Origin of the sequence: Hyalangium sp. (genome assembly GCF_035629615.1) — a bacterium.
Lineage (GTDB): Bacteria > Myxococcota > Myxococcia > Myxococcales > Myxococcaceae > Hyalangium.
Genome location: NZ_DASPHO010000901.1, coordinates 1 through 4,842 on the forward strand (window position 1 = coordinate 1; position 4,842 = coordinate 4,842).

A 4,842-nucleotide genomic window follows, 5' to 3' on the forward strand; every position below is an offset into this window, starting at 1 on the left:
GGAGGCGACCGAAGCAGAGACCCGAGGGAGCTTCACCCTCAAGTTGTGGGATGCGGATGGGACCCGCAGCGTCATCATCTCCAGGGTGACGTTCCCGTAGAGGGCCTGCCCACTCTGGTACCCGCTGTCCCATGCCTTCCAAGAAAAGACGGGTGATCCGCCGTCCTGCGTAGATAACCAGCAGGGGTGTTCACCGAAGCCCCCACTGTCGAGGACCTCGTCCGCCACCTGCTCTGCGGCAACGGCCCTCAAGTACCAGCTGCACCAGGACGATTCTCTGTTCGAGAAGGCGTACGGGTACATCAAGCAGTACTACTGATGCTCCGAGAAGCCCTCAGCGGCGGGGGTCCCAGAAAAATACTGCTCGAAATCTTCCCAGGAAACTCTGCGGGTCGGGGCTCGAAAATCCCCTTGTAAGCCTCACTTCCCGACCCCTTCCTGAGAGTTCCTGCCATGCGTATCTCAACGAACGAGAATACCAAGTCTTTCCAAGACTTTAACTCCGTCTCACAGACTCCTCCTCGTGCTCCTGCCGGTGCGCCTCAGGGTGCTCGGAGCACCCCTCCGACGGACGGATTTGAAACCTCCCATTCGATTGGTACGCGCTCCGCGGCGCGCATGGACGCCTTCCAGGCCGCCAGCACCTCCTACGTGGTCCGGGCGGGGGACTCTCTGAGCGGCATCGCCCAGCGCTTTGGCACCACTGTGGACGCGCTCCAGCGTGCCAACAACATCTCCAACCCCAACCTCATCTACGCCGGCCAGACGCTCACCATCCCCAGCGGGAGCTCCACCCCTCCCACCCAGCCAGGCACTCCCTCCACCTATGTGGTCCGGGCTGGGGACTCGCTCACTGGCATCGCCCAGCGCTTTGGCACCACCGCTGACGCACTGCAGCGCGCCAACAACATCTCCAACCCCAACCTCATCTACCCCGGCCAGACGCTCACCATCCCCAGCGGGAGCTCCACTCCCACCAACCCTACCAATCCAGGCACGCCCACCAACCCGGGCACGCCGCCGGGCTCTCTCACCAACGCGCCGAACCACACGTTCACCCTCCAGGAGCTGTGGCCCACCATCTCGCACCACGCCAACCAGTACGGCTTTGATCCGAAGATCCTCGCGGGCATGGTCTTCCAGGAGTCGAGCTTCAAGAACCACCTGGTGCACACGGACGGCACGGGGCACGGCCTGCTGGGCTACGACGACAACGGGCTGCTGGGCGACTTCGAGCAGTGGGTGCGCGCCAACAAGCCGGGCCAGCAGAACTTCTACGCCGGCCGGGGCCACAACGCGACGAGCATCCCGCCGGACTGGCAGATCGAGTTCGCCGCCAAGAAGCTGGCGGACTTCTCGCGCACCTACGGCGGTCCGCACGCGGCGGCGCGTGCCTGGCACCGCGGCCCGGGCCTGATGAACGATGCGCGTGGCCACAACTACGAGCAGCTCATCCGCAGCCACGTGAACACGCTCTTCCCCGGCGGCCAGACGCCGAGCATCCCCACCACGCCCACCCCGCCCGTGGGCTCGGGCGTCTCCACCACGACGCAGGAGGCCAACCGCTTCTTCGCCACGCAGTGGGGCCCCACGGCCTACAACAGCGGCGGCCACCCGTATGGCTTCAATGACTGCGGGCCCACCTCCGGCGTGATGGCGCTCGCGGCGCTGGGGCTGATGACGCCCGCCACGGCCCAGACGGCCTCGGCCTCGATCGACCGGGTGCGTGACTCGGTGCTCGGCTACGACAGCCAGTACTCCGCGCGCATGGGCACCTCTCAGCTGGCCCAGGGCCTGCGGGCGCTCGGCGCGCAGACGGCGCTGTTGTCCGGCCCTGTGTCGAGCGCGGTGGACCAGGCGCTCGCGCGCGGCAACCCCGTCATCCTCGGCGGCTATGGCACGTGGTCCGCCTGGGGCTCTCAGCAGCAGGCGGCCGGCAACTACCTCAATGGGAGGGACCCTGGCGGCCACTTCGTCACCGTGCTCGGCAAGACGCAGGACGGGCAGTACCTCCTGGGCGATCCCTTGATGAAGGGGGGCTCCATCACCGTGAGCGCCCAGCAGCTCGCCACCTTCTACGGCAACAACGGCTTCGGCATGCTCGAGGTGTCCCGGCCGGCGGCCTAGTCAGCTCTCGAAGAGTTCCTGGGTGGAGTGCGCGGTCGCGGCTTTGCGCAGCCAGAGCTTGAGCTGCGTGAGGTCTGTGCAGGCCATGATTCGCCCGCGGGCTGCCTCATCCACCTCCAGGCCCCGGGCGTCGAGTACCTCGAACAGCGACGCCCTCTCGCCCTCCTGGAGCCCTTCCTGGAGTCCCTTCTCACGTCCCTCAGCCACCCACCGCCGGACGAAATCGGTCTGATACTCGTACCTGCCACTCTTCATCAGCGCCTCCAGGAATCGGCGGGCCGCCTCGCTGAGCGTAGACACGGCCAGATCAACGTAGAGCTTGGAGCGATCCTCTTCAAGGCCCTTCGCCGTGCTCATGATGGCCTGGACAATGGCCAGGCCTACCTCCTCGTGCCCATGCGCCATGGCCGACAAGACCGCCAGCTCCGGATCCCGCCCGGCCACCTGCTCGTCCACGATGACAGGAATGGCGTCCGGCCCCACCACCAGCGGCTGGAGTACGAAGCCGGGATGGCCCAGCTCGATGGGCTGGGCACACCAGCGAGCCACCGCCTTGTCCGGCGCCACCACGAGCAGGGCGGTGGGACAGCCCACCCGTGAGCGCAGGCTGGTGAGGTACAGCGGCCAGGTCTTCCGCTTGTCCTCATCCCGCGAGAGCTGCACCTCCACGACAATGGCGAAGATGGGCTTGCCCTCCAGCAGCAGCACCACCAGGTCCGCCCGGTACTCGGTGGGAACCACCTGGGTGAACTCGGCGGACTCCACCCGCGCCTCCGACCAGGCCGGCAAGCCGAGGCCGAGCGCGTCCTGAATCAGCTCGGGCGCCAGCGTGGGGCGGTTGCGGAACAGGGCCAGCAGCCCTTCGTGTAGCATCGAAGCCATGCAGCGCCACCCTACTCAAGGGGTCTGACGGCAACCGACCTCCCTCCCCCGTCATCCGCGCTACGCTCCCTTCCTAAACGGCTGCACGGTCTCCTCTTCTTCGAAAGCTCTCCATGCGAGTCCCCCTCACCGCGCTCCTCCTGCTGGTCGCACTCCCCGTTCCCGCAGCCTGGTCAGCGGACGCTCCCGCCGTCTCCGCGCCCTCCTGGGCAGAGGTACGCAAGGCCCGCGTCACCCGCCTGCTGCCCGAGGCCATGAAACGTGCCGCAGTGGATGCCTGGGTGGTGGTGTGCCGCGAGAACGCCAATGATCCGCTGGCAGCCCACGTGGGCGGAGAGAACGCCAGCGCCCCTGCCGCCTTCCTTTTCCTGCGCGAGGGCGAGCACCTGCGCTCAGTCGCGCTGTCGCCCGAGGGCGAGGCCAAGGCCCTGCGCGATGTGGGCCTGCACGATGAGGTAGAGCCCCTGCCGCGAGGCACTGACCTCTATGCCAAGGTGGCCGAGCGGCTGGCTCGCGTAAAGCCGCGCCGCATCGCGCTCAACTTCTCGGAGGGGATGTCCGTCGCCGACGGGCTGTCGTCCACACAGCGCATGCGCCTCACCGCCGCGCTGCCCCCGCCGCTGCGCCAGCGGCTCGTCTCGTCCGAGGAGCTCGTCACCGAGTGGCTGAGCATCAAGCTGCCCGAGGAGGTGGACGTGATGCGACGCGCGGCCGTCCTCACCGCACAGCTGGAAGAGGAGGCCTACCGCCAGGTCGTCCCCGGCCGGACCCGCGACTCGGATGTGGCGCGCTTCCTCAAGCGGCGCATGGCCGAGCTGGGCGTCACCGATGCCTGGGCGCCGGACCAGAACCCCAACGTCAACTCGGGCCCGGACCGCGGGCACTCCCATGCCACCGATCGCGTCATCCAGCCGGGGGACTTCATCCAGACGGACTTCGGCATCTCCGTGCAGGGCCGCTGGGTGACGGACATCCAGCGCTTCGCATACGTGCTCGCGCCCGGCGAGACGAAGGCCCCGCCCGAGGCGCTCGAGAAGTGGGAGCGGGCAAAGAAGGGTAATCGCCTGGCGCTTGCCGCGCTCAAGCCCGGTGTGCGCGGCTGGGACGTGGACAAGGCCCAGCGTGACTGGATGCTCCAGGCGGCCAGCGAGCCCGTCATGTGGGGCACCGGCCATCCCGTGGGCTACTGGGCGCACGACGTCGGCCCCGCCCTCTCGGGAGCGCAGAAGGGCCAGCCCGCCAAGGGCTCCTCCGCGCGCATCATCCGGCCCGGCCAGGTGTTCGCCTTCGATGGCTTCTTCGCCTGGAAGCTGCCCACCCCAGGCGAGACGAAGACGATCTCCGTGGAGGAGATGGCCGTGGTGACGGAGACGGGGGCCGAGTACCTCATCCCTCCCCAGGAGGACCTCATCCTCATCCCCTCGCCCACTCCCCGCCCCTGACGCGCGATCAGCTGCCCGGGTGAAGCGCACGGCGCTAGCGCACCACCGGTACGTGGTCGAAGTCCATGTTCGCCACGGGCGTCAGCTTCTCGAACTTGTCGCCGCGCTTGTCCTGCGCACGCGCCTGCTGGATGAGGTGGTACAGCTCGGCGGCCTGCTCGCGGGTGCGGATGGCGAACGTGGCGTGGATGCCGGTCTCGCGGACGTGCAGGTCGAGGCCCTCGCGGAGATGTTCGACCTCGATCAGATCGGCACCGCCCTCGGCGAACACCGACAGCAGCCGCGCCAGCCCGCCCGGCCGATCGTCGATCCGCGCGAAGATCGACAGTCGGCGCCCCGCCTGGTTCTCCCGCCGGCGGATCAGGCCGGGGACGAGGCCGAGGTCGACGTT

At 68.1% G+C, this 4,842-nt stretch carries 4 protein-coding genes; 2 read left to right on the forward strand and 2 right to left on the reverse strand.

Annotated features, from left to right (window positions below; translation table 11 throughout):
- Window positions 1-618 precede the first annotated feature (618 nt).
- Window positions 619-2,127 (forward strand): LysM peptidoglycan-binding domain-containing protein, encoded by a 1,509-nt coding sequence (locus VD972_RS45045; protein WP_324996268.1) that lies wholly within the window; start codon window positions 619-621, stop codon window positions 2,125-2,127.
- On the opposite strand, the gene VD972_RS45050 is transcribed toward VD972_RS45045, so the two are convergent.
- Entirely contained in the window at window positions 2,128-3,009 is an 882-nt protein-coding gene (locus VD972_RS45050) for a hypothetical protein (RefSeq protein ID WP_324996270.1), read from the reverse strand.
- A 113-nt stretch (window positions 3,010-3,122) separates the two neighbouring features.
- Here VD972_RS45050 and VD972_RS45055 point away from each other — a divergent pair, with 113 nt between their 5' ends.
- Window positions 3,123-4,451, forward strand: coding sequence for a M24 family metallopeptidase (locus VD972_RS45055; RefSeq protein ID WP_324996272.1), 1,329 nt, complete (start codon window positions 3,123-3,125; stop codon window positions 4,449-4,451).
- 34 nt (window positions 4,452-4,485) lie between these two features.
- Here VD972_RS45055 and VD972_RS45060 read toward each other — a convergent pair.
- The coding region (locus tag VD972_RS45060) for a hypothetical protein (protein ID WP_324996274.1) at window positions 4,486-4,842 on the reverse strand (357 nt) is incomplete at its 5' end.